The sequence below is a fragment of the Candidatus Neptunochlamydia sp. REUL1 genome, assembly GCF_963457595.1.
Classification (GTDB): domain Bacteria; phylum Chlamydiota; class Chlamydiia; order Chlamydiales; family Simkaniaceae; genus Neptunichlamydia.
In genome coordinates, this window is sequence record NZ_OY735137.1 from 1,049,526 (window position 1) to 1,069,342 (window position 19,817).

The following is a 19,817-nucleotide window of genomic DNA, read 5'->3' on the forward strand; positions in this document are numbered from 1 at the left end:
TAGAAGTTTTAAGAGAAGACCTTCGCACTATGATGGTCAGTCAAGCACGTCCAAGTGCAAATCCCGGAGTGATGAGAGACGAATGGTTTTTAACCATCGAACCTCTTTATTGGCACCAGCGCACAAATGGAACGGCATTTGCTTATAGCAATAGCACACTTTTAACAAGTGTTCCGTTGAATGGCAGAACTAAGGATATTGATTTTGGGTGGTCTTGGGGGGTGCGTATTGGCAGTGGCAAGAATGTTACTTTTGATCAGTGGGATGTTTATGCATCTTTTGTTTATTACCAGAATCATGCATCTGGGAAATCTCGTGGAGGCCAAAACAGTGTTTTGATTCCTCTTCGTGGTTCTGTAATTACACAAACAGGCGTTGGATTCGCGAAGGCGACATATGATCTCGATTTTTATAATATCGATTTGGAATTAGGGCGTCATTACTATGTAAGTGAAAGGCTTTCCTTTCGCCTATTTATTGGTCTCAAAAATGCCTGGATTGATCAATATCAAACGGTTCGGTATACAGGAGGGTCTTTAGGAAATAATTCTGCGCATATCAATGATGATTGTGAATATTGGGGAATAGGGCTTAGAGGGGGAGTAAACTCTAAATGGCATCTCTTGGATGGATGGTATTTTGGAGGGCTTTTTTCAGGAGCAATTCTTTATGGATTTTATGATATTGAACATAGAGAAAAGGTAACGCCTAGTCCTCGCGATAAAATCCATCTGGAGGATAACAAACACCGGTTTGTTCCAATGGTTCAGTGGCGCTTAGGCATTGGGCATGGAAGATACTTCAATCAGAAGGAGTATTACCTTGATCTCGGAGTTTATTACGAGGGAATGTATTGGTGGCGACAAAATCAAATGCTTAGAGTCTATGAATATTCAGCGCTCAGATACGACAACTATTCTGAGGATCTTACGATGCATGGCCTGACATTTTCAGGGCGACTATATTTCTAAGCGATACTGAAGTCATGATACTCTCGGTCTAGAAGGCGAGAAGATAAGGAAACAGCACTGATTTCAATGGGCAATGGTTCGTTTTTTAGAAGGGTGACTAATGCACTGCTCTCCTTCCCCACAACACCAATTTCTACAGTTCCATCTAAAAGATTTTTGACATATCCCTTAAGACCTAGGTGATCAGCATGTTTTTTCGTTTTTGCACGAAAAAAGACCCCCTGAACTGTTCCACTAACAATGAGAATGGTTAAAATTTGTTTGTTCCCAGTCATAGTTATTGATGAGGGTTTCTATCTCAGTGAGTTTTTTTGTACGGTTCAACGATTCACGCAATTTTTTTGTCCCTGTCCCATTTCTGAGGTACCAACAGCCAACACGTCTCATATCAAGAAGAGCTTTACGATCGGTTTGATACGCTGCAGTATAGGCAAGATGGTTTAAAAGTGTTTCTTTTACATCAGGAATAAAAGGAGAGAGGCCTTGATCAAGACGTCGTACATCTTCAGCAATCCAAGGTTTTCCAAAGGTTCCTCGCGAAATGAGAATTGCATCGCATCCAGTATGTTTAAAAAGAGCAAGACCAGCCTCAGCATCAAATACGTCGCCATTTCCGATAACTTTAATAGAGGTAGCTGCCTGTTTTGCGGCTTTAATATGGTCCCAGTTTGCTCTACCTGTATATTTCTGTTGCCTTGTTCTTCCATGGATTGAGATTGCTTGAGCACCGGCTTGCTCTGCTATCTTTGTAATAAGAGAGGCGTTGATACTCTCATCGTCCCAACCAGCGCGGATCTTCACAGTAACAGGAATATCGACAGCTGCAACCATGTTGGCAATAACCAAGCCGATGAGCTCTGGATTTTTTAACATTCCACTTCCGCTTCCATCTTTGGTGATTTTATCCACGGGGCAGCCACAGTTGAGATCAACAACATCGAAGCCAAGCTCTTCAATAATACGAGCTGTGGGTCCTGCAAGCTGGGGTTTACTGCCACAGAGCTGGCCGCCAATCGGGCGCATTGAAGGGTCGTAGTCTAAAAGATGATACGTGGAGGGTTCGTGGCGGATGAGGGCATCCATTTTCACCATTTCGCAGAACATTAGTCCCGGTTTGAAGAGAGATGCCATCTGTCTAAAAGGATAGTCGGAACAACCAGCAAGAGGAGAAAAAAAGACGTTTGCTGGAAGGGTGAGCTTCCCTAGTTTAATCGGCTTTACATGCTTTTTCATATCATCATGATCAGAAGGCGTGTGATCAGATACTCGAGAAACTGAAGGAGAAAGAACCCGATAATTGGGCTTAAATCTAAAACGCCACCAATGGGAGGAATGAAACGTCTAAAGATATTAAGGTAGGGATCCGTGTAGTGGGAAAGGAAGCGGAAAATGGAAGTCTGTTGAAAGCTTGGAAACCAGGACCCAAAGATCCTCATAATGAGCATCAGAGAGTAAACCGTGAATAATAGTCGAACCGCTGAAATTGCATATGCCATAGTACTATGGTAACATCAAAATGAAAAAATTTCCATCCTTTTGTTTTTCTAGCGATTCCTTTACTATAGACCCATGGAAGTTATTGGAATTCACAAAGAAGATTCAAATATCCGCATTGCCTGTATCTCACAGGTCAATGGAGAAGTGTCTATAGAATTTTTGGAAAAGCAAAGGGATGCATTTTTTTCTAAAAAGGACCCTTATATCGTTACGGGAATTGAAGGACAAGATCTCCTCCTCCGGCGACTGAAAACTCCCTTAAAAAAACAGCGAGCTCTTCACAAAACGCTTCCTTTTCAGTTAGAAGCGTTGATCCCTTACCAGCTCGATGAAGTCGTTGTCAAACCCATTTACATTCCTAGTAGCAAAGAGACTGAAGCGCTCTTTTTCGCCGTTTCAAAGAAAAACCTTGAAAGTCATATTTCGTTGCATCAAGAAGAAGGATTTTCTCCGGAGTGGGTATCCGCTATTCCAATGGCTCTTTCCCGCTTTGCTTCCTTTACTTGTCCGGAGAGTTCAACTCTTGTTGTATTTCATATTGGATTAACAAAGATTCAAATTGTTTCTCAACGAGAAGGTAAAATATTATCTCATCTGACCCTTCACATGGGTTCAATTGACCTTGGAAAGGGTATGAATCAGAAGGCAGTTGCAAAACTCAAGAGAGAAGTTGATCGTGCCCTTTGTTTTCTTGCTCATAAGGAAGAAGGAAATGAGGATCGAAAAGTTCTTTTTTGTGGGGAAATGTCTGTAGAGATAGAAGCGCTACTGTCTAAGGAACAGGGTTTAGTTCCAGTTCATGGAAATGGAAGAGGAGGTTTTTCATGGGATATGGTGAGTCCATTTGCTATCCCGGTTGGGCTTGCTTTAGACTCTCTTAAAAATGATCAGATGAGCATTCAATTTCTCCAAGGGGATTATGTTTCAAAACGGTGTATGCAAACCTTAAAACGAAAAATGCTTCGCGGGATGTACGTAGCGGCGGCATTGTTTTTAACTGCAACGATTGCTTCTCAATTATTCTTTTCTAAAAAAGAAAAAATCTTATTGGAACATGTTGAATCTCTCGCAGAAAGATATGAAGAAGACCTTCCTAAGTTGCACCACATAGACAAAAAAGAAAATCTTAAGGAAGTCATGGAAGATATCCATCATGTTCTTCGTGCAACCAAAGGTAAGGAGAACTATTTTGCATCCCCACCACTGGTTAGTGATTTGCTTGCTTTTTTATCGACCCATCCACTCCTGGAAGGCATTGAACTCACTCAAATCGATTATGAACTAAAAAAATATCCCACTATTGAGAAACCAAAAGAGGTTTATCTTCCTAAAGTACGTGTTTCATTTACAACGCCTGTGGCGAAAAAAGCGCGTGCATTCCATGATGCCATTGTAGAAAATGAAGCAATTGTAAACGGAAGTGAGGAAATAGACTGGAAAAGAAATGATGATCACTATGAAGTTGCCTTTTACCTTCGCACTTAAACTCCCATTTAATCGTCTGATTCAGAATAGAAGTTTTGTATTTGGAATATATTTTCTCTGCTTATTGCCGACCTTGTTAACACTTTTTTCTATTCTGGATAAAAATGAACAGTTCAAAGAAATGAAGGTTGAGGTTGATTGTTTAGCGATAAAAATGGAGAGGGTCAAAGAACTCCAGAAAGATCGAAATGCCTTTTTTAAGACTTATAGTGCTGTTGACCATTATTATGTCGACCATGCCATTGAATCCATGCAGTTCCTATCCCCTGAAATAGAGGCGCTTTATCTTGTTATGAATAACCCTGCATTTGAATCCTGCGACGATATTAAGCAAAGGCTCGACAGTTTAACAAAGGGTAACAATCAATTTATTTTCTCCGAAGGAAATCGAAGAACAGGTGATCAAATTGAAGAACTAGAACTATCGCAGAAACGTCCGGTTGAATTAAATAGTCACGATCTCTGGCGCGTATTAACAGCTGTTGAAGGGGTGTCTATTGGAGAGCTTGAGCCCCCAAAAGGGCGCCCACAAATCATTACAAAACGGTTTCACTTGAATAAGAAAAAACTAGCTGAAAGAGAGACATATCAATTAGAAATGCAATTAATAAAGAGAGATAAAATTTTATGAGAACTGTATTTGAAAATAAGAAAATTAGGTTGCTTTCTCTATCTTTATTGATTTCCCTAGGGTTATTGACTGGGTGCGGGAGCCATCGAAAGGAAAACCAGGATAAACTTACAAGTATCCAGGTTATTGATCGAAATGGGTTCAAAGAAACAATTAGTTCTGCCGATCGCTTATCCATGTACGAGAAAACAAACTTTTTAGCTCCACAACCCTATGAAAAAGTCACTCGGATGTTTGGGCGGAGTGAAAATGGAAAAACCATTTCAAAACTGACGACATATCATGAAAATGGGGAGATTTGGCAGTATTTAGAAGTTGTAAATGGTAGGGCTTGTGGGATCTATCGAGAATGGCACGATAATGGAAACCTTCGTTTAGACGTTGTTGTCATTGAGGGACTTGGTGACTTAAGCGGAAATGCTCAAAAAGGATGGGTTTTTGATGGGGTTTCAAAAGTTTGGGATTCTGCAGGGCGCCTTCAAGCTAAAATTTATTATGAAAAAGGGAAGTTGCAGGGGAATTCCTATTATTATCATCGCAATGGTATTGTGGGAAAGATGATCCCTTACGAAGTTGATCGAATTGATGGAGATCTTCTTTATTATAATGAGCAAGGGCAAGTGATTGGAAAGACTCCATACTCGAAAGGAAAGCGTCAAGGGATTGCAATATTTAAAGGAGACAAACAACAACCACCTTACTCAGAAGAATATAGAGACGATCTTTTGATTAACGCAACCTATCATAACTTTTCCGGAAAAATAATTGGAAAAATTGAACATGGCAATGGCAAGCAGGCCGTTTTTTTAAATGGGATACTTCACTCTATTCGGGAGTATCGCAATGGGATTCCAGAGGGGGAAGTCCAGATATTTAATAAGAGAGGAGACTTGACTACCCTGTTTCATACTAAAGAGGGAATGAAACATGGTGAGGAATGGATTTATTTCACTTCTTTTGAGGAAGAAAAAACCAAACCAAAGCTATATATCGAGTGGGTCCAGGATGGGATCCAGGGAATATGCAGAACCTGGTACCCAACTGGAAATTTAGAGAGTGAAAGAGAAATTAGAGATAATAAGAGACATGGGATTTGTTCAGCATGGTATCAAGATGGATCTCTAATGATGATCGAAGAGTATGAGAATGACCAGCTTCGCAGAGGGACTTACATGAAGAGGAGAGAAAAAACTCCCGTTTCCACTGTTGAAAATGGAGAGGGAACTGTTACGCTCTATGACTCTGAAGGGGTCTTTGTCAAGCGAGCCCTTTATCATAAAGGGCTTCCAGTTGATGAGCTGTAAAGCCGAGGTAAGGAAAACTTTTCTCGATAAGCGGCACGATCTTTCAAAGGAAAGAAGAAAAGAGGCCAATTGCATGGCTCTTGAAACTCTTTCGAGGAAACTCAAGGGGTTTACGAAGGTTCTCTCCTTTGCCAGTATGTCTGAAGAAATAGATTTGTGGCCGCTTAATCAGGAGCTTGTTAAAGAAAAACGGCTTCTTCTTCCTCGCTTGACAACAGCGACTGAAATTTCCCCCTTTACAGTCTCTAGTCTTGATCATCTTCTGCTTCATCCTAGCTGGAATGTTCTGGAACCAGATCCTGCGCTTTGCTCGGAAGTCCTATTGGAAAAGGTTAGCGTTGTTCTTGTTCCTGGTATTGCTTTTGATAGTCATTATGGCCGCCTCGGCTATGGTAAGGGGCATTATGATCGTTTTCTCGCAAAGCTCTCTTGCCCTTTCTTTGGCGTAGGCTTTAAGGAACAGCTCACAAAAGCACCGCTCGAAACCGAGGCGCACGACATTCCTCTTACGGAACTCTTTTTATTTTAGATAGTATTATTTCACATGGGGTTGCTGATCGCCGTAATCCCTATGAGTCTCTGGTTTGAGTGTGAGCACTGCATTTTTTCGGGCCTCGTGTGCGCTGAGCGTGTACTGTTGTTTTGCCCTACGGGGGAGGATTTCCCATAAAAGTCTCCATTGGGGCAAGTAAAAATAACGCGGAATTTGCCTTCAGAACAGTCTTTTGCATCGTAATAGCTATCAGACCATTTAATAGAGTGGCTGGAAATGACTGTCATTAAAGAAAGTTCCACATTTTTAACGGAGTATATTTTTGCTTGGAGGGTATAAGGGCTGTCATTATAAACATCAATTGCTATAGCAGAAAGTATCGAAGTCAGAAAAAGAAGCAGTAACAGCTTATACATTATGGAGGACCCCAAATTGGATCACCAGGGAAGCTCTGAGGATCTGCAGAGCCTAAGGGATTAGAATTTGCTCCTACCTGCGGGTCTTTTTATGACGGGGATTCTTGGTCTGAAACCGGGGCAAAGGGGGTTTGATTCGGATTAAAAGGCTCTTGATTTGGGTTGAAAGGGGTTTGTCCTTGTTGTGGAGTTTGTTGCTTTCCTGTTGAACTCTGTCCTTGCTGATCCTCATCTTTGTCTTTTGCGCAAAACCTAGGTCCGTTTGCAGACATAGCGCTTACCGTTCCTCCTTGCTGAACACCATTAACTGTTCCAAACTGCTTTCCATTTTTGCAGGTAAGAATGACTGTGTAGGGTGTTTGGGACCAGGTGGCATTTTTCCCAGAGAAATCTTGCCATTGCGCTTGCTGTTGAGGGGCTAGAGTTAGAGACCCTTGATGGCTCCCATCTGCAGCTAGAATATTAGCTGTAAGTTGATAGGAACTATCATTGTAAATCCTTACAGAGCCTCCAAAAAGGAGTGTTGACGAGAAAATAAATGCCAATAGGGCAAGTTTATTCGTTATCCACATGTGCCCACTTAAAGTCGAGACCACCCATTGTTGTCAAGACTACATCTTTAAGATTGTCGTCTTGAATGTAAAGCATCGTATAGTGGTAAAGTGGAATGACTGGCATTTCGCTTATGATGAGCTCTTCACTTTTGTGAAGGACTTGTCTTCTCTCTTCCTTATCAGATGTTTGATAAGAAGTTTCCAAAAGCTCTCCGTAGCTTGGGCTTTTCCAATTCGTATTATTGGTGCCAGCGTTCGCTGTGAAGACTTCAAGGAAGTTAATGGGATCGCCAAAGTCAGCAAACCAATCTCCTAAGGCAAGAGTGTAGTTCTTATTAGAAACTCGATCAAAGTAGACCTTCTTTTCAACAGGTTCTAATCGGACTCGAATACCAAGTGCCGTTTGCCATTGGCTCTGCAGAGCTTGTACAACAGAATGTGCTCGCTCTCCTGAACCATACGTTAAAACAACTTCAGGAAAGTTACTTGTTGAGACGCCCATTTCATCTAAGACTTCATTAAAGAGTTCTTGGGCCGCAGCAATATCTGCATCATTGAAGTAGGGGCGATCGGAGAGGCCCATTGCTTTGGGGACAATCCCTGTGGCAGGAATCTGCTGTCCCTGAAGTACGTGCTCAACGATTGCTTGTCGATCAATTGCTAAAGCAAAAGCCTTACGAAGTTTTTTTGAATCGAAAGGTGGGACTTCAATATTGATCCGTATCCAGCTCGTTGCTAATGCTGGAGTGCAGCGGAGTTGTTCAGCTGTCTTCAGGGTTTGGATGGCATCAATGGGGATTGCAGAATAAGGCGATCCATCCCAGCTGGTGTCTTTTGCATCGAACATTTTAAAGCCAGTGTCTTCGCTCACCATTACCATCTTTACATGGGAAAGGTTTACAACTTTGTGGTCCCAATACCTGGGGTTTTTTTCCGCAACAATCGTATTGTGATGCTTCCACTCAAGAAGGGTGAAGGGACCATTTCCGACATAGGAGGTTTCTTTTTCAGCCCAGTGAGAGTTTGAGCGGTCGACCTTGGCATTGACGGGGAAGTATATCGGATGAGCAATCAGGTCTAAAAAATAGGGTGTTGGGTGATTCAAATTGACGACGAGTGTTTTTTCATCAGGAGTTTCAACTCCTAGCAAGCTCAATGGCAGGTTACCTGTATTTGCTTCTTTTGCATTTTTAATGACGTAAAGGAGGTTTGCATTAGGAGCAACAAAGGTGGGCGTCAGGCTCTTTTTCCAAGCATATGCGAAGTCATGGGAAGTGACCTGGTCTCCGTTTGACCAATGGCTTTCCCTTAGAGTAAAGGTATACGTCTTTTGATCGGGAGAAATGTCTACTTTTTTTGCGACAGCAAGCGTTGTTATTCCTTCTTTGTCGGTGCGTGTCAGGCCGTCCATAAACATACGAATGACATTTGCGTCATTAAGTGCACGTACCTTGCGGGGATCTAATGTTTGGGGCTCTGATGTAATATTGATCGTAATTTCTTGCTGATGAGCACCGCGCGTAGCTTGGGCTGATGAGCTCCCTCCCCGTTTGCATCCCAATAGGGATAGAGCGATTAGGGGCAGAAGAATCGTAATTCGTAAAAATGTTTTCATATTCACCCTCGTGCTATGCTATAAGAAAGGTTCTGAAAAATACGAATTTAGAGTGAAAAGGTATTTTTTGCACGAGATTTTTGAAATATGACGTTTTTTGTCACAGACAAACCAACCCCAGTACTGAATACACCTCGTTTTAGCGAGGTTTATAGTGGAGCTCTCCCTTTTGATGATCAACAGCTTGTGAGAGAGCTAGAGTATATTGCATTTCCAAAGCAGACATTCAAAGTTGTGAATGAAGTTAAGCCAAATATTCTTCATGTGACAACGTCCGAATATTCATCAAGTGCTTCCCTTTTTGTAGATAGGCGTTTTGGAGGAATTTATGCTGAAGAAATTCCGTTTTTTCAACATAAGATACCCTCGAAAGAGGTCCTTATTGAGCGGCTTTTGTCAAAACAAGGCCTTCCCTATGTTTGGGGAGGAAATTGGTCCAATGGGATCCCTGAGTGGGAATGTTTTTACCCCCCTCCAGCTCAAATCAGTAAATTTGAACGTGCTCATTGGTCTTTTATGGGACTTGACTGTTCGGGACTACTTTATGAAGCCACGGGAGGATTAACACCTCGAAACACGAAAGAGCTGATGACATATGGAGCCGAGATTCCCCTTACTGAAGCGCAGGCTCTTGATCTGATTCTCTATCCGGGGCATGTGATAATTATCCTCAGCCCTGACGAGGTGATTGAAAGCTGCCATTGGCTTGGGGGAGTTGTTGTTTCTTCTCTTAAAAAGAGAGTGGATATGATCAGAAGTCCTCTAGTTGTCCGTCGCTTTTTTCAAATGCGTCAAGATATCGCTTAATATTGGCGTCGGTTTCTTGCAGTTCTGGTTTAGCCGCAGAGTTTTTTTTCTCACGTCTCCGTAAAATGAACCGAACAAAACCGTCAATTGATTTTATTTTTGCTCCATGATGTTTTGCTTCTATCGCGAGTTTTTTGTCTGAGGTAACAAGAGTCGTGTTTTTTGCATCCCATTCAAGAAGTTCTAAAATGTAATGGTCTGCTGAAAGGTTTTTTGGAGAAAAAGAAACTTCAAGGTTTTTTAATTTTCGTTTTGAAGCAAAATCTTCAGCATTTTCTCTGTGGCTATCAAAAATAAGAAGGACCTGGAGTCTCAGGTCTCCGACTTCCTCATCAAGAAGAGAGATAAACTCTTCCCGTTTTTCTTCTAGAGGAAGAATCTCTTTTTCAAGCTTAAAAAAGAGATTGTAACCGTCAATGAGATATCTCAATTTTACGTCTTCAAAAGGTTTTCAAGAGTGGGAGTGAGTTTGTCCAAGGCTTTGCGGCGGTGAGAGATTCGGTTTTTGGTTTCTTCGTCTATTTCTGCAAAAGTCTTGTTGTAGTCATATTTTAGAAAGAGAGGATCGTACCCAAATCCTTGGCTACCACGTGCTTTCAAGAGAAGGGAGCCCTCACAAGATCCTTTAACCTGCACTTGAATGCCATCAGGTGAGGCAAAAGCCAGAGCACAAAAATAGTATCCAATTCGCTCATTTTCTGGAATGGGGTCAAGAGCTTTAACTAATTTGACTCGGTTTTCTTTGTCACTGGCAGTCTCTCCTGCATATCTGGCGCTGCGCACTCCTGGTTCATTTCCAAGAGCTGGAACGACAAGGCCAGAATCGTCTGCAATAACCCATCGCTTCAATGTATTTGCAGCGTGTGTTGCTTTGATAAAAGCATTTTCTTCAAATGTTTCACCAGATTCTTCAGGAGGCTGATATTCGGGAAAATCAAGCAGTGAAAGATAATCAAAAGGATACTCTGGTTTTAAGATGGCCCGGATCTCACGGATTTTGTGGAGGTTTTTAGAGGCAATAACAATTTCCATAGTGACCTAATATTAGAGCGTTTCGAAGTAATTTCGCAAGTGAGAGATTGTAAATGTTTTTCCTTTGAGGGATACTTTATCACCTGGTTTTTTTCCCATAAGACTTTGTGCTAGTTTTGATTCAACAGAAAGGATGTATTTTTCGGGGTCTGCTTCCCAAGGGCCTAGTAAAGTATATGACACGTTTTCTCCTTCATCACTTTGACAGTCAACCACTACACCTACACCCACCTCATTGGTCGTCACCTCATTTGCTGAGAGGATTCGTGCGCGGTTAAATTGTTCTGAAAGCGTGCGAAGTTCACTCTGAAGGCGGTCTCGTCTTTCTAGGGCTGCTTTAAATTCAGCATTCTCCCTTAGATCACCAAGTGCACGGGCTGCTTCAATTTCTTTAGCATTATCCACTGTTTCCGAAGTAGAAATTTCCTTGATTCGCTCTTTGATTTTTTGGTAGCCTTCTTGCGTTGTCCAGATGACATCGCCCTCATCTTCTGCATCTATTTCATATTTTTCCCCAAGTTTTGCAAGGGAAGGATGAACGACTTCAGCAAGAGAATGAAAGATTTTAATGTCATGTTCAGTGAAGCTCTGACATTTTGTTGCCAGAAGGAGAAACTCTTGAACAGCTTCTTTTGAGGCACTCTTGTAGATTTTGCGAACGTTGTTATACCGCTGGGTGGTTAAAAATGTCAGAATTTTTTTAATCAAGTCGCGATATCCTGTGGATTGTTCCAAGCTGCTAAGTAAAATCAAAAGAGCTTCAAAAAAGAGATTTTTCCCTTCCTGATCTGATAGGGGAAGAGTGGAACTTTTCATAATCTTCTGGACGTACCACAGGAGCACTTGAGGGTAGCGAGTGGGGAAGGTAAGAAGCTCCTGAAGTTTCACCTTAACCTCAGCTTCTTTTTTTACCTTTAGAAGTTCGGTCAAGATATAATCTCTTAAGGGGTTTTGATCGACCATCAACAAAAGGTTTAAAAAGAATATGGGCCAGTCTTTGCGTAGTTTGCGAACTTCTATGAGAGCCCGTTTTTTAAAGGCGACGATCTGAATATCTTTGATAACATCTTCGGGAGATGTAAAGCGCGTAATCAGTTCTTTTGTTGGCGCGTAGGACTTTACTTCACTCAGGTCTTCCATGAAAAAATGAAGTTGTAGTTCCTGGGCGTCAGAAATCTCTGCAATAGACAAAGCTTCTTTAAGTTTATCTTCTAAATTCTTTCGAAATTCCTCATTCTTGATTATTTGAGGAAAGTCTCGAAGAAAAGAGTAAACCATTTGGATAAGAGCAGCAGCATCGGGTTTTTTCTCCAAAGCTTTTTGAAGGCGATCTTCGTGCGTTACTTCAGTTTCTCGAAGCTTAAAGGGCTTCCGAATATCCTCGGGGGTTTCAACCATTGTATCTTTTTTGATTTTAGCTCGAGCGGTCTGCCACCAACGTGCCCACTCTTCTGCAGGGATCACGAGTTCACACAGCTCATCCTTAATTTCTGCTGCTGTCGATGGACCCAAATCACGAAGCATAACATGAATAACCTCAATGGGATTTTTCTTTAAACGTTCCTCTAGCTCATCAGGATTCCCAAAGCGAAGCGCAAGGAAGTGCTCATCAGAGATAGGTAAGAGGGTTTTAAATGCGTTGCTAAATGAAAGGTCTTTTGTCCCTCCGACGTAATCAAACTCAATTGAGAGCTGCTCCCTTAGAAAAGAAAGATCCATGATCTCCCCAACTCCCCACCCACCAGTGTGGAATACAAAATTTCCCTTCTTCATGTGTGTTAAGAGTTCATAATTACTAATGGCACCCTGAAAAGTTTTCATTTCGCGCAGCCCAATAAGTCGAATCTTATCATTGAAATAAGGATCCTCGGCGTTATGCTGCCTAAGATACTCAAAGGCAAGATTTGCAAGTTCTGGTGAGTCTGTTGTTTGAAGATCGAAAATCAATTTGATGACTTCATGCCCTAGATCAGTTTCTTTGATTGTTCCCCAAAGATGCAGAGCTTTTTCAACATGGCGTCCAAAAGGGGTGACCAGCTCAGAATTTTTTACACTTATGAGGGTGCGCTTAAGCTCCTCTCCATCAATCTCATCTCCCATGCAATACTCTTCCCAAAGTGTAAGAAAAGAAGGGTAATCATGATTCTTTAGGTGTTTCTGAAATTGATCTAAATAACTCATCGACATAAATTGGGAATCCTCTTCACTGCGTTGAGAAAGAGTATAAAAATTTAGCTAATTAACTTCAATTCAGAACTCATACTGCTGATAAAAAGGTGAATCAAAAATTGTGTTTTTGGCTTCACTTATGGAATTTTATTAGCAGCAACAGATGGATTCGATTAAGATGGATCAATGAACCTATCCAATCACTATAAATAGTACCTTTTTTGCTCTTTGGTTCTAAACAGCCTCCTTATACAGCCTTCAGTACTTAAAATGCGAAAGTCCTGAGAATATTAAGTGCAAAGAGGGAGCAAATTCTGAAAAAAAAATACCCTAATATTCTGATATTTATAATAGTGGGGGTAGGTTCATATGAAGATCAAGATTAAAAAAGGTTTAGATATTCCCCTTCCTGGTCAGCCAAAAGGAGAGGTTCGGTCGATTCCTTTTCCTAATCAGCTGGCTCTTGACCTCAGCCCTTTTGAAGCAACTCTTTTCAAACTGATTAAAAAAGAGGGGGAGTCTGTCAGAGTTGGAGAGCCGCTTGCCTACGATAAAAAGTGCCCCAAGCGTCTTTTTGTCTCTCCTGCATCTGGGGTAATCAAAGAAATCGTTAGAGGGGTAAAGCGTCGGCTCCTTTCTGTTGTTATTGAAACTGATCAAAAGCAGAGCTCTTTTGAGGAAAAAAAAGAGACGTTATTCGAGGCAGGGCTTGCGCCACATATCCGAGTGCGCCCAGGGCTTCGCATTGCCCGTCCCGATCAAAAGCCTGAAGCAATCTTTGTAAAGGCAATTGAATCAGCTCCCTTTGCCCCATCGCCCGAGATCCAACTCGAAGGTTACGAAGATTTCTTTAGAGAAGGAATCAAAGAGCTTAAGAAGTCTGCTCCAGTTCACCTAGTTTGTAGAGAGGGGAGCGGTGCATTCTCCAACTTTGATGCACAGGTGCATACTGCCTCAGGTCCTCATCCTATCGGTAACCACTCGATTCACATTGCTGCGATCCATCCCATTACCATGAATGATCAAGTTATATGGACGCTCAACATTGTGGATGTCATTGCTATCGGCAGATGGAAAATCGAAGGGGCCTATCATACAGAGCGGGTCATAAGTGTTGCTGGAGACAGTGGAGGGGTTTACCGGACCCACGCAGGGACTCCTCTTGCGGGCCTTATAGAGGGGGACCGGATCATCTCAGGAGATCCACTTACAGGCGTAGAGGTGGGGCCAGAAGGTTACCTAGGTTTTTACCATCATACTATTTGCTCCCTTCTAGAGCCTAAAGAAAAGCGAGAGTTTTTGCATTTTTTAAAACTTAATCGCAAGGGATATACTGCTTCTAAAGCCTATTTATTTCGCCGGAAGACAGCAGCTCTTTCTACACTCATGCACGGAGAAGAAAGAGCTTTTATTGATGGAGCTATTTATGATCGTGTGATGCCCCTTCCTATAGAAACAATGCTGCTTGTAAAGATGCTTTTGACTCAGGAGTATGAAAAGGGAGAAGCTTTGGGTTTATTGGGTGTTCACCCAGAAGATTTTGCCCTTCCGGCTTACATTTGTCCCTCTAAAATTGAGATGACAGAGATCGTGAAGGAAGGGCTGAAAGCTTACGCTCTGCAATATCTTGACGATTAGATTTTGATATCCGAAGAAAGCTGACTAAACTCTTTTTCTTGAGATTTGATTGCTTGTGTAGTAATCACTCTTAGGTGCTCAAGATACAGTTCTTTTCGATCTGCCTCTTTGTTATCACTTGTTGCCATTTTTAGAAGAGTAGCTTGATCAATTTCGTTGGTTTCAACATCACCATTGATTTCCATAATAATACCTCAAAATTTTTGTATTTATTTTCTAAGATTCTTGTCTCTAATTAATTGCCGAATAATAATAAAAAACGGATTTTTATTAAAGAATTAAATATATTATTTGTCAATTCATATTAATCTTGATTTTATCTTCAATAATTGCGAAGTTAAATAACTTTTAAACCAACATGTTTTTTACCTTTGAAAGGTTTGTGCCGTCTTTTTCTTATGTTCCTCATATTCTCTCTCTTTGCTGAAGAGGAGCTCTCTCTGCTGTTTAGAGACCTTAATCTAGTTAAGGAGGTCAATGAGGAAATTAATGACCGCCTCCCCTATCATTATAATTATTCCTTGATGGGAGGGTACTTTTCGATGCCTTCTGCCCGAATGAACGAAGTAGGGACTGCTGCGGTAGGAGCTGCTTACGTGCCCCCATATAGAAATTATGCTGCCACGATTCAAGCTATTGAACGTTTGGAGTTTGGGGTAAACTACACCACCTATATAGGGGTCCCGGACCCCGCCATGGGAGATCTGGGGTTTGGAGATTTTACGGATCGAGGTGCAAATGTTAAAATTGCCATGCTTAAGAAGGAAGATGGCTTTCCGTATTTTCCTGAAATTTCAGTGGGAATGGAAGATTTTTATGGAACCAAACGATTTCATGCTTTCTATGTTGTGGCAACAAAGGAATTTCTTGACTACAACTTTGAGGCAACTGTTGGTTGGGGAAAGGGGCGAATAAAAGGATGGTTTGGGGGCTTTGGATGGACGCCCTTTCGCAGAAGTTGGATCCCAGGAATCAATCGTCTCTCGCTTCTTGCTGAATGGGATGCAACTGATTATGAAAATCATTTTCACGAACATCCTGAAGGAAGAGGGGTGAAGTCTCGCGTTAATGTTGGGCTTACGACAACGTTTCTTGATGCATTGCAACTCAGTGTGAGTTCTATTCGAGGCGAAAAGGTGGCTGCTTCGGTGTCGCTTAATTACAACCTAGGGGACACAAGAGGGTTCTTTCCTAAAGTGGACAATCCTTCTATTTACCGGACCCCCCTTGATACAGAGCCGTTGGGATACCTCCGTTCGGAAAGAGAGCTTTCTTGTGAACTTGCTCTTGCTTTTGCAGGGCAAGACCTTAATATCTATCGGATTTACATCACTACTGACAAGGAATCTGGACGCTCTCTTTGGATTAAAATAATCAACATTCGGTACCGTGAAGAGCGGGATCTTAAACATCGGATCGAGTCAGTTTTAGCTGCACTAACACCCTCGAACATCGATTCAGTAACCGTTGTGATTGAGGCTGATGGGATTCCTACGCATGAATATCGATTCCATACGGTTGATCTAGAAAAATTAAGAGAAGGGGTGATTGGAAACTTTGAGTTTCAAACTCTATCGCCAATGCGAGAACCACCACCACAACCTAACTCATACGAAGGATCACTTCTGTATCATCGATCAAAAGGGATTTGGACCTTTACTGTCCGCCCTCGCCTTTTAACCTTTTTTGGAAGTGCAACAGGAAAGTTTAAATATAGTGCTGGTATTATTGGAGGGCCCGAGGGGTATCTCTTTGATCAACTTTACTATAAAATTCAGGGTGCCTACAACATCAAATCAAGCATTTCAGATGTGGGGGATATGGATATGCTTAATCCCTCTCAAACTCTCAACGTCCGATCCGATAGCGTGAAGTACTTTCAGGCAAACTCAGTTGCCCTAGAACAGGCTTATATCCAACGAGGATTTTACATTAATAAGGGGTGGTATGGGCGTTTTTCAACAGGATACTTTGAGCCTGCCTATGGAGGGCTTGCAGCAGAGTTTCTTTATTATCCCGTTGGATCAAATTGGGCGATTGGGGTTGAAGCTGCAGGAGTTCTTAAACGCAATTATTATGGCCTTGGGTTTACAACTAAGATCAGGAAGTTTGACGGGTTTAACCCTGAATTTGCCCACTTTATTGGGTTTCAATACTTTCTCGATCTATACTATGAAATCAAACCACTGCAAATCGATTTGAAGGTAAGTTTTGGAAAGTTTTTAGCTCGTGATGTTGGTGCGCGCTTCGAATTGGGACGCTACTTTCCTAGTGGATTCCGCTTTTCAGTTTGGTACGCAATGACAAGTGCCTACGATATCGTAAACTGGAGTCGCTATCGGGACAAAGGAATCGCATTTATGATCCCTCTGGACTTTTTTCTGAAGAAAAGCAGCAGAACCTTTGTTCCTTATGCCCTTTCGGTTTGGCTCCGCGATACCGGAGCAAGGGCTGCTACAGGGAAAAGACTCTATCCGACGCTGCAGAAAGAGAGAGAATCCCCTCCGTATTAAGAGATGTCAAGCACCTTTACATTGAACTTTAGTGTCTTTCCTGCAAGAGGATGGTTAAAGTCTAGCATCACCTGCTCTCCGTCTAAACTGTCGACACGGATCAACATTTCCCCAAATTGCTCATCAGAAACAACCAAGAGAGCTCCTTCAAACCGGAGATCCTCGGGAATCAGCTTAGCTTCAACCTTTTTATATGCGTGAGGATTAATATCCCCGTAAGCACTGTCTGGGTTTAGAGTGACCTTCTTACTATCTCCGACTTCAAGCCCCCTTAAGGCTTCCTCAAGAGCAGGCAAAATCTGGTGTGATCCAAAAAGGAACACAAGAGGATCCTTCCCTACGTTGGTATCGATCTGTGTGTTGTTGTCTGAAAACACACTATACTCGATAGCTACTTGCTTCCCATTTTCAATCATGATGGTTCCCCCCAGTTGATTTTGTCATGTAGAGATGGGCCTCGCGAGTGAAAGCGCGCAGTCCCTTACTTGATAGTGTCACAGGTGATTAATTTAGTAAAGCGAGGACCTGAGGTGCTGCGTAGGTGAAAATAAAGTCAGCGCCTGCGCGTTTTATTGAGATAAGCGACTCATAGAGAGTTTGCTCTGCATTGAGGTATCCTTTTTCAGCCGCTGCCATCACCATCGCATATTCTCCACTAACATGATAAGCTCCAACAGGGAGAGAGGTTTTTTTCCTGATCTCGATTAAAACATCGAGGTAGGGAAGCGCAGGTTTAACCATTAGCATGTCTGCGCCTTCCTCTTCGTCTAGAAGAGCTTCTCGCAGGGCCTCACGCCGATTTGCTGGGTTCATCTGGTAGGTTTTTTTGTCTCCAAAAGATAAACTTGTTCCGACCGCCTTGCGAAAGGGGCCATAAAATGCTGAAGCATACTTAGCTGTGTATGAGAGAATTCCTACTTGATCATCTAGAGCGTTTCGAATGACTCCAACGCGACCATCCATCATATCACTTGGCGCCACGATATCGCACCCTGCTTCTGAATAACAGACTGCTTGTTTAACTAGAGCTTCCAAGGTTAAGTCATTATCAACTAGATTGTTGTTAATAATTCCATCATGCCCATGAGATGTAAAGGGATCAAGAGCCACATCTGCGATTACACACAAGCTAGGAATCTCTTTCTTAAGGACTTGAATCGCTCGGGTGATTAAAGAGTCTGGATTCCATCCTTCGCTTCCTTCTTCATCCCTTAACAAGGGATCAACTGCCGGGAATAGGGCAACTGCTGGGATTCCCTGGGCATGTAGAATCTCCGCCTCCTTTGTTAGGAGGTCTATTGAAAGACGGTGGATCCCTGGCATTGATTCAATAGGTTCCCTAGTTTTCGTTCCTTCAACTATGAAGAATGGAACAATTAGGTCTGAAGCACACAGGATCGTTTCAGTGCTCAAGGCACGGATTGCAGCGGACGCTCTGTTTCTGCGGGGCCTTTTTGCAATGCTGTAACTTGTCTGTGTGACCATTCTTTGAAGTCTAGCATTCCAACAATAGTTTGGCCAATAGAAAGCGAGGATGTTGCAGCAGGAGAAGGTGCATTAAGAACATGCAGTGAATGCTCATCTTGCAAGATGAGAAAATCATCAACCAACTTTCCATCAGGACGAACAGCTTGTGCACGAACACCGCTCCCACCATCCATTAGATCCTCTGCTTGAATTTCAGGAACAAGCCTCTGTAGACTTTTTGTGAATGCTTTTTTGCTCATTGAGCGATACATTTCATACATTCCTGTTTTCCAATATTTCATGCTGAGCTTCCAAAAACCAGGATATGACATTGTTTCTGCAAATTCATGCATTACAAAATTTGACTTTGTATATCCTTCTCGAGCTGTTGCAAGAACAGCATTAGGTCCAGCCTCCACCCTTCCATCAATCATACGCGTGAGGTGGACCCCCAAAAAAGGAAGTTTAGGATTTGGAACTGGATAGATCAAGCCCTTGACCAGGGAATCCTTTTTTAGCATATAGTACTCTCCTCGGAAGGGGAGAATTTGACAAGAGATCTTTCTATGAGGGAGAGCTATTCTGGCAATTCTATCAGAATAAAGCCCTGCGCAGTTAATCACAAAATCGCACCTTTCAGTTTTTTGACTTGTTTCGATAATCCAACGGGGAAAAGAAAAGTGGAGGTGCTCTACCCGTTCACTTGTTCGGATGGCCCCACCTTTTTTTTCAAAGTCTTTTGCAAGAGACATAGTAACCTGTTTATAATCGATAATTTGACATTCTGGAACAAGGAGCGCCCTAAGGCCTACGGCGTGGGGTTCAATCTCTTTAAGTTCCTCAGATGAGATTTCTTCGACCTTGACACCGTTGGCGTCTCCCCGTCGTTTGAGTTCTTTAAGTGTCGGAACTTCCTTTTCCTGCGTTGCAATCAAAACTTTTTTGCACTGCTCATAGGGAACGTCATGTTTATTGCAAAACTCTAGAAGTTTCTTCTTCCCGTCCACGCAGTTCTTTGCTTTCAGTGACCCCGGTTTGTAGTAGATCCCGGAGTGGACCACTCCACTATTGTTTCCGGTTTGATGAGCAGCTAGCGTTGGTTCTTTTTCTAAAAGTGTTATTTTGAAATTCGGAAACTTTTCTATTAGGGCATGAGCTGTTGCGAGTCCGACAATTCCACCACCTATAATTACGATCTTCATATTTTACCTTTTGCCGAGTTGCT

The 19,817-nt window shown here is 42.2% G+C and carries 21 protein-coding genes; 8 read left to right on the forward strand and 13 right to left on the reverse strand.

What is annotated here, in order from left to right; genetic code table 11:
- Nucleotides 1-29: 29 nt before the first annotated feature.
- Nucleotides 30-971 (forward strand): Lpg1974 family pore-forming outer membrane protein, encoded by a 942-nt coding sequence (locus tag R2I63_RS05835; RefSeq protein ID WP_316355732.1) that lies wholly within the window; start codon nt 30-32, stop codon nt 969-971.
- Here R2I63_RS05835 and R2I63_RS05840 read toward each other — a convergent pair.
- The 3 genes from R2I63_RS05840 to R2I63_RS05850 are packed head-to-tail and all read right to left on the reverse strand — an operon-like array spanning nt 968 to nt 2,467.
- Nucleotides 968-1,246, reverse strand: a complete 279-nt coding sequence (locus R2I63_RS05840; protein ID WP_316355734.1) for an acylphosphatase — start codon at nt 1,244-1,246, stop codon at nt 968-970. The two genes, R2I63_RS05835 and R2I63_RS05840, sit on opposite strands and share 4 nt — an antisense overlap.
- Nucleotides 1,206-2,204, reverse strand: coding sequence for a tRNA dihydrouridine synthase DusB (dusB, locus tag R2I63_RS05845; RefSeq protein WP_316355736.1), 999 nt, complete (start codon nt 2,202-2,204; stop codon nt 1,206-1,208). The genes R2I63_RS05840 and dusB overlap by 41 nt, the downstream gene beginning before the upstream one ends.
- Complete coding sequence (locus R2I63_RS05850) at nt 2,201-2,467, reverse strand: YggT family protein (protein WP_316355738.1); 267 nt, start codon at nt 2,465-2,467, stop codon at nt 2,201-2,203. Before R2I63_RS05850 ends, dusB begins: the two co-directional genes overlap by 4 nt.
- Before the next feature lie 73 nt (nt 2,468-2,540).
- On the opposite strand from R2I63_RS05850, the gene R2I63_RS05855 reads away from it, so the two are divergent.
- The 4 genes from R2I63_RS05855 to R2I63_RS05870 are packed head-to-tail and all read left to right on the forward strand — an operon-like array spanning nt 2,541 to nt 6,417.
- On the forward strand, nt 2,541-3,953 hold the full coding sequence (locus R2I63_RS05855; RefSeq protein ID WP_316355740.1) for a hypothetical protein: 1,413 nt from the start codon (nt 2,541-2,543) through the stop codon (nt 3,951-3,953).
- Complete coding sequence (locus tag R2I63_RS05860) at nt 3,925-4,584, forward strand: hypothetical protein (RefSeq protein ID WP_316355742.1); 660 nt, start codon at nt 3,925-3,927, stop codon at nt 4,582-4,584. Before R2I63_RS05855 ends, R2I63_RS05860 begins: the two co-directional genes overlap by 29 nt.
- Nucleotides 4,581-5,888 (forward strand): toxin-antitoxin system YwqK family antitoxin, encoded by a 1,308-nt coding sequence (locus R2I63_RS05865; RefSeq protein ID WP_316355744.1) that lies wholly within the window; start codon nt 4,581-4,583, stop codon nt 5,886-5,888. Before R2I63_RS05860 ends, R2I63_RS05865 begins: the two co-directional genes overlap by 4 nt.
- Nucleotides 5,878-6,417, forward strand: coding sequence for a 5-formyltetrahydrofolate cyclo-ligase (locus tag R2I63_RS05870; RefSeq protein ID WP_316355747.1), 540 nt, complete (start codon nt 5,878-5,880; stop codon nt 6,415-6,417). Before R2I63_RS05865 ends, R2I63_RS05870 begins: the two co-directional genes overlap by 11 nt.
- An 11-nt stretch (nt 6,418-6,428) precedes the next feature.
- On the opposite strand, the gene R2I63_RS05875 is transcribed toward R2I63_RS05870, so the two are convergent.
- From R2I63_RS05875 to R2I63_RS05885, 3 genes are all read right to left on the reverse strand, one after another.
- Nucleotides 6,429-6,797, reverse strand: coding sequence for a hypothetical protein (locus tag R2I63_RS05875; protein WP_316355749.1), 369 nt, complete (start codon nt 6,795-6,797; stop codon nt 6,429-6,431).
- Nucleotides 6,798-6,886: 89 nt separating this feature from the next.
- A complete protein-coding gene (locus tag R2I63_RS05880) occupies nt 6,887-7,369 on the reverse strand; it encodes a hypothetical protein (protein WP_316355751.1) in 483 nt (160 codons plus the stop codon).
- Nucleotides 7,353-8,966 carry a peptide ABC transporter substrate-binding protein gene (locus tag R2I63_RS05885; RefSeq protein WP_316355754.1) on the reverse strand — a complete coding sequence of 538 codons (1,614 nt, stop codon included), beginning with the start codon at nt 8,964-8,966 and terminating at the stop codon, nt 7,353-7,355. The genes R2I63_RS05880 and R2I63_RS05885 overlap by 17 nt, the downstream gene beginning before the upstream one ends.
- A gap of 87 nt (nt 8,967-9,053) precedes the next feature.
- Here R2I63_RS05885 and R2I63_RS05890 point away from each other — a divergent pair, with 87 nt between their 5' ends.
- A complete protein-coding gene (locus R2I63_RS05890; protein ID WP_316355756.1) occupies nt 9,054-9,773 on the forward strand; it encodes a C40 family peptidase in 720 nt (239 codons plus the stop codon).
- Here the strand turns inward: R2I63_RS05890 and R2I63_RS05895 are convergent.
- From R2I63_RS05895 to R2I63_RS05905, 3 genes are read right to left on the reverse strand one after another with little or no spacing between them, the layout of a single operon-like run.
- Entirely contained in the window at nt 9,718-10,203 is a 486-nt protein-coding gene (locus tag R2I63_RS05895; protein WP_316355758.1) for an NYN domain-containing protein, read from the reverse strand. The genes R2I63_RS05890 and R2I63_RS05895 overlap by 56 nt on opposite strands.
- A 2-nt stretch (nt 10,204-10,205) precedes the next feature.
- The gene (rdgB, locus tag R2I63_RS05900) at nt 10,206-10,805 is read right to left on the reverse strand and encodes an RdgB/HAM1 family non-canonical purine NTP pyrophosphatase (protein ID WP_316355760.1); all 600 of its coding nucleotides are present in this window, start codon (nt 10,803-10,805) and stop codon (nt 10,206-10,208) included.
- A gap of 12 nt (nt 10,806-10,817) precedes the next feature.
- Nucleotides 10,818-12,992 carry a GreA/GreB family elongation factor gene (locus R2I63_RS05905; protein ID WP_316355762.1) on the reverse strand — a complete coding sequence of 725 codons (2,175 nt, stop codon included), beginning with the start codon at nt 12,990-12,992 and terminating at the stop codon, nt 10,818-10,820.
- A 351-nt stretch (nt 12,993-13,343) separates the two neighbouring features.
- Between R2I63_RS05905 and nqrA the strand changes: the two genes are divergently transcribed.
- Nucleotides 13,344-14,612, forward strand: a complete 1,269-nt coding sequence (nqrA, locus tag R2I63_RS05910) for an NADH:ubiquinone reductase (Na(+)-transporting) subunit A (RefSeq protein ID WP_316355764.1) — start codon at nt 13,344-13,346, stop codon at nt 14,610-14,612.
- Here nqrA and R2I63_RS05915 read toward each other — a convergent pair.
- Nucleotides 14,609-14,797 (reverse strand): hypothetical protein, encoded by a 189-nt coding sequence (locus R2I63_RS05915; RefSeq protein WP_316355766.1) that lies wholly within the window; start codon nt 14,795-14,797, stop codon nt 14,609-14,611. The genes nqrA and R2I63_RS05915 overlap by 4 nt on opposite strands.
- Before the next feature lie 213 nt (nt 14,798-15,010).
- Here R2I63_RS05915 and R2I63_RS05920 point away from each other — a divergent pair, with 213 nt between their 5' ends.
- Nucleotides 15,011-17,125, forward strand: coding sequence for a YjbH domain-containing protein (locus R2I63_RS05920; protein WP_316355768.1), 2,115 nt, complete (start codon nt 15,011-15,013; stop codon nt 17,123-17,125).
- On the opposite strand, the gene R2I63_RS05925 is transcribed toward R2I63_RS05920, so the two are convergent.
- From R2I63_RS05925 to lhgO, 3 genes are all read right to left on the reverse strand, one after another.
- Complete coding sequence (locus R2I63_RS05925) at nt 17,122-17,541, reverse strand: FKBP-type peptidyl-prolyl cis-trans isomerase (protein WP_316355770.1); 420 nt, start codon at nt 17,539-17,541, stop codon at nt 17,122-17,124. The two genes, R2I63_RS05920 and R2I63_RS05925, sit on opposite strands and share 4 nt — an antisense overlap.
- Before the next feature lie 88 nt (nt 17,542-17,629).
- The gene (gene hemB, locus R2I63_RS05930; protein ID WP_316355772.1) at nt 17,630-18,538 is read right to left on the reverse strand and encodes a porphobilinogen synthase; all 909 of its coding nucleotides are present in this window, start codon (nt 18,536-18,538) and stop codon (nt 17,630-17,632) included.
- Nucleotides 18,535-19,794: an L-2-hydroxyglutarate oxidase gene (gene lhgO / locus R2I63_RS05935; RefSeq protein ID WP_316355774.1), complete on the reverse strand. Its 1,260-nt coding sequence runs from the start codon at nt 19,792-19,794 to the stop codon at nt 18,535-18,537. Before lhgO ends, hemB begins: the two co-directional genes overlap by 4 nt.
- Nucleotides 19,795-19,817: the final 23 nt, after the last annotated feature.

Coding starts and splice junctions, on each gene's coding strand:
- R2I63_RS05835 (WP_316355732.1), top strand. CDS start 30: ATGATGGTCAGTCAAGCACGTCCAAGTGCAAATCCCGGAGTGATGAGA.
- R2I63_RS05840 (WP_316355734.1), bottom strand. CDS start 1,246: ATGACTGGGAACAAACAAATTTTAACCATTCTCATTGTTAGTGGAACA.
- dusB (WP_316355736.1), bottom strand. CDS start 2,204: ATGAAAAAGCATGTAAAGCCGATTAAACTAGGGAAGCTCACCCTTCCA.
- R2I63_RS05850 (WP_316355738.1), bottom strand. CDS start 2,467: ATGGCATATGCAATTTCAGCGGTTCGACTATTATTCACGGTTTACTCT.
- R2I63_RS05855 (WP_316355740.1), top strand. CDS start 2,541: ATGGAAGTTATTGGAATTCACAAAGAAGATTCAAATATCCGCATTGCC.
- R2I63_RS05860 (WP_316355742.1), top strand. CDS start 3,925: ATGAAGTTGCCTTTTACCTTCGCACTTAAACTCCCATTTAATCGTCTG.
- R2I63_RS05865 (WP_316355744.1), top strand. CDS start 4,581: ATGAGAACTGTATTTGAAAATAAGAAAATTAGGTTGCTTTCTCTATCT.
- R2I63_RS05870 (WP_316355747.1), top strand. CDS start 5,878: ATGAGCTGTAAAGCCGAGGTAAGGAAAACTTTTCTCGATAAGCGGCAC.
- R2I63_RS05875 (WP_316355749.1), bottom strand. CDS start 6,797: ATGTATAAGCTGTTACTGCTTCTTTTTCTGACTTCGATACTTTCTGCT.
- R2I63_RS05880 (WP_316355751.1), bottom strand. CDS start 7,369: ATGTGGATAACGAATAAACTTGCCCTATTGGCATTTATTTTCTCGTCA.
- R2I63_RS05885 (WP_316355754.1), bottom strand. CDS start 8,966: ATGAAAACATTTTTACGAATTACGATTCTTCTGCCCCTAATCGCTCTA.
- R2I63_RS05890 (WP_316355756.1), top strand. CDS start 9,054: ATGACGTTTTTTGTCACAGACAAACCAACCCCAGTACTGAATACACCT.
- rdgB (WP_316355760.1), bottom strand. CDS start 10,805: ATGGAAATTGTTATTGCCTCTAAAAACCTCCACAAAATCCGTGAGATC.
- R2I63_RS05905 (WP_316355762.1), bottom strand. CDS start 12,992: ATGTCGATGAGTTATTTAGATCAATTTCAGAAACACCTAAAGAATCAT.
- nqrA (WP_316355764.1), top strand. CDS start 13,344: ATGAAGATCAAGATTAAAAAAGGTTTAGATATTCCCCTTCCTGGTCAG.
- R2I63_RS05915 (WP_316355766.1), bottom strand. CDS start 14,797: ATGGAAATCAATGGTGATGTTGAAACCAACGAAATTGATCAAGCTACT.
- R2I63_RS05920 (WP_316355768.1), top strand. CDS start 15,011: ATGTTCCTCATATTCTCTCTCTTTGCTGAAGAGGAGCTCTCTCTGCTG.
- R2I63_RS05925 (WP_316355770.1), bottom strand. CDS start 17,541: ATGATTGAAAATGGGAAGCAAGTAGCTATCGAGTATAGTGTGTTTTCA.
- lhgO (WP_316355774.1), bottom strand. CDS start 19,794: ATGAAGATCGTAATTATAGGTGGTGGAATTGTCGGACTCGCAACAGCT.